General features: G+C 36.3%; 2 protein-coding genes. Both read right to left on the bottom strand.

Annotation, left to right across the window (positions count from 1 at the left end; translation table 11 throughout):
- Nucleotides 1-131: 131 nt before the first annotated feature.
- On the bottom strand, nt 132-602 hold the full coding sequence (locus K1X82_15260) for a hypothetical protein (protein MBX7183469.1): 471 nt from the start codon (nt 600-602) through the stop codon (nt 132-134).
- 777 nt (nt 603-1379) lie between these two features.
- Nucleotides 1380-2744 (bottom strand): AAA family ATPase, encoded by a 1365-nt coding sequence (locus K1X82_15255; GenBank protein MBX7183468.1) that lies wholly within the window; start codon nt 2742-2744, stop codon nt 1380-1382.
- Between the last annotated feature and the right edge of the window lie 386 nt (nt 2745-3130).

Below are 3130 nucleotides of genomic sequence, written 5' to 3'. Positions count from 1 at the left end.
TGTTCCAAAACAAAAGCAAAAATAGGGTAGGAAGTTTACCTGGAGTTTGAATTGGATTTTACAAGAATAACATCAAGGAAACTAAGGGTCAAAAATTCAGTCTGGCGGAGAAAAGGGAACAAGCAAAATCATTAACTATCCACTTGATTAACTACCAATTGGTAATTGACAGGTATTTTGGGAATAACAAGAAAAATTCCTGTATAAATTCTGGCAGATTGGCAAATTGCCGGTACACCTTCGATATAAGTATTGCATTTTTTGAAGTTATTAATTTCAAATATTACTTTCTGTTGGTCAGAATCTATAGATAGGGTTAGATTTTTATTTTGATAATAGTTTGCTTTTCCCCAATTATAATGCACAATGGTATAATGAGTTAATAAACTGTCTGAATTAGCAAATTTCTCTAGCTCATTCAATAAACTTGTTGGGGAATTTTGGTCAACAAAGCCGGGTTGTATGAGGGTGTCTGAAGTTTGGCTTAATAGATAATAGTCTATTAGCTCACCATTGGTTTCTATGATTTCTGTCTTGCATTTACATGATTCTTTGGAACATGAAACTAATAAAAGAAAAGGGATAAGATAAAGTAGTTTCATTGTTTTGGAGATGGTAGGTTAAGATGGGATTAAAATCCGGCAAAGAACCAACTGTTGTAAAAATACAAAAATGTTTTTTTCAAATTCAACACAAAGTGATCTGGTGTAGAGTTTTTTTGTGGCGAATTCCAGCATTAATTGAACAAGCCTAGTTTTTTTTGGTGGTATGAACAAATAGTTTTCCAAGGGGAATGTATAAAGGAAAGGAATAAGGTAGGAAAATACAAGCGATATGAGTAGATTGGGGAACCAATTATCTTTATAGAGTGCAAATGTTTATAATCCAGGGCAGATTAAACCTAAAAACTGTCCCCCTAACTATCCCAAAAACTACAAAGGCTTGCAATCTGTTGGAATTTTATACTTCCATCAGAATAAAATTACTTTTTAATTTCATTTCCAGAACACCCTATTAAAAGAATAGTTATACCAAAAAAGGCACTTATTTTATACATTGAAATCATTGATTTATTCATGAACAGTCGTTCCGTCGGTTTCATCACTTTCTAAAATTAATCCATTTCTTTTCTCAATCAGCTTTAAATTATATGGATTTAAAGAAATTACTGTCCCGCCCGTATCTCCATTGCTATTTAGTACCCTTACGCTTACACTCTGATAAGGAACAATAGTTGGAGGTTAAGTTATTGCTCTGTGGATTTACTTTTTGAACGATTGTAAAAGGAAACAAACTGCTTTGCCCTAATTTCTTCAGTTTAAATATGCTAAAAGAAGTTGGTTTGAAATACCTTCTGCTTTATTTATTATATGGTCAATTCATAATTTCCAATCCTTTCCGTGAAGAGTACTTTTGATGTAATCTTCAAGTTTGGCGGCTAAAAAATAGGGCAAACTCAATAATGTATAGGTTTTGCCTGAAGGCAATTTTACTTCGTCAAGCATAGATTTACCTTGATAAAGGCGAATAGCCAGGTTTTCATTTGATAACTCCATAAATGAGTGAAGCGACCGAAGTTTACCAACGCTTCCTGATTTGATTTCAACGGGTATAGCTTTTGCCCCAATTTTCAAAACCAGATCTATCTCTGCACTGGATTGGGATTTCTCCCTCACCCAAAATAGGGGATTTATGTTTGTGTGGGTTTGTAAAGCCATTCTTTCCTGAAAAATAATATGGGGAACAAGGGCGCCTCGGGCACTGTCGCTTAAATTGGAAACGCCAATAAGCTCCGACAGCAAACCAAGCTGATAAACAAGTAAACCGGTATCTAAAAATTGCAAGCGGGGACTTTTCCGATAATCTGGAGTAAGCGGGATTTGGCATTCAGTAGTTGGATAAAGGAGGCGAATAATTCCAGCATCATTCAACTGTCTGAACGCTTCGCCCATTTCTCTTGATCGGTAGTTCGATTGTCCAAAATTTTGGAAAGTAATGCGCTTATCATAATAAGCAGGAGCTGATTGCATAATATGTTGGATCATCCGCCTACCGGTTTCCTTGTTTGCGTATTTAGCTATATCGCTTAGGTAAGTTTGCCAAATGCTTTCATAAATGGGTTGAACATGAAAAAATGAGCCGTCCTCACAATACTTTGCCACCGCTTCAGGCATTCCGCCTAAAAGACAAAACACATTGAAGAGTTCATTCAATTCATCTAATGCATATCCGGGAACAGGTATGGTACGGTAGGCTTCTAATGCCTTGGTTTTTCCTCTGGCTTGCAAAAACTCTTCAAAGCACAAAGGATGAAGGTATTGAAATTCGACACGTCCAACCGGAAAACTCTTCACTTCGGAAAGTGCAAATTCAAGTAATGAACCTGCCGCTATAACAGACAATTCCGGATAGTTTTCATAAAAATACCTAAGCATCTGAATTGCTTTAGGAAGCTCTTGAATTTCATCGATAAACAAAAGCGTATTTTCCCAATCAGGGTTTAAATTTTCTCGAATTGAAATTCGTTGCAAAAGAACGGATACATCCATATCATCCGAAAACAGTTGCCTATCTTTTGATTGCTCGAGATTAAGCAGTATAAACTGTTTGAAATTGGATCCAAATGCTTTAACCAACGTAGATTTACCTACTTGCCTTGCACCGCGCAAAATCAATGGCTTTCTTCCCTTCTTTTTCCGCCATTGCTCTAGTAAATCCAAACCTAATCTTTTTATTTCACCCATGAAATTGTAATAAAACAAGGGCAAATTTAGTAAATTATTGTAATAAAACAAGGGCATTTGGATTGAATATTTGTAATAAAGCAAGGGCATTTCAGGGTTTGGCTTGCTTTGAAAAATGAATGCAAGCCTTGCTCACGCTTATTTTACATGCAAATAGTCAAGCAAATGGACATAGGAGTTTTCATGTTCGAAGTTGGATTGTGAAGGAAGTAAAAGGGTTAAGGCTTAGACGAGCCTAGAGGATGATGTTACGCACAACACTCCGCTCGCCCTCGTTTGTAACGGGGGCGGTTGAGAAATTGGTCTCCGACCGATATTTTTATTATTCATGCCTGGACTTTTGTAATTTTTACTATTCCCTGGCCATCATTATAGTCCACAGCACT

This window comes from Bacteroidia bacterium (genome assembly GCA_019695265.1).
Classification (GTDB): Bacteria; Bacteroidota; Bacteroidia; order JAIBAJ01; family JAIBAJ01; genus JAIBAJ01.
The sequence above is the reverse complement of the archived record's forward strand: the minus strand, read 5'-3'. Positions and strand labels throughout refer to the sequence as shown.

What these genes read in the sequence shown, in the direction of transcription:
- K1X82_15260 (MBX7183469.1), bottom strand. Translation starts at nt 602, where the DNA reads ATGAAACTACTTTATCTTATCCCTTTTCTTTTATTAGTTTCATGTTCC.
- K1X82_15255 (MBX7183468.1), bottom strand. Translation starts at nt 2,744, where the DNA reads ATGGGTGAAATAAAAAGATTAGGTTTGGATTTACTAGAGCAATGGCGG.